This window comes from Bacillus sp. AFS041924, from assembly GCF_002577195.1.
GTDB lineage: Bacteria > Bacillota > Bacilli > Bacillales > Bacillaceae_G > Gottfriedia.
In genome coordinates, this window is sequence record NZ_NULG01000085.1 from 1 (window position 1) to 237 (window position 237).

At 55.7% G+C, this 237-nt stretch carries 1 pseudogene; it reads right to left on the reverse strand.

What is annotated here, in order from left to right:
- Nucleotides 1-192 (reverse strand): annotated as a pseudogene (locus COC46_RS15780) (hypothetical protein); the annotation flags it as partial.
- Nucleotides 193-237: the final 45 nt, after the last annotated feature.

Here is a 237-nt window from a genome sequence, read left to right on the forward strand (position 1 = left end):
TGCGTATGCCGAAAGGCTTTCGACATAGCGGCGCTGGCCCTCGGCATAGATGGTGTCGAAGGCGAGCGACGATTTCCCGGAGCCGGAAAGGCCGGTCATGACGATCAGCTTGTTGCGTGGCAGGTCAAGATCGATGCCCTTGAGATTGTGCTCGCGCGCACCACGTATGGAAATAGTCTTCAGTTCGCTCATCGTCGTATGCAGGTCCCTTGGAGTCTGCCTTTATTTAGTGATGTC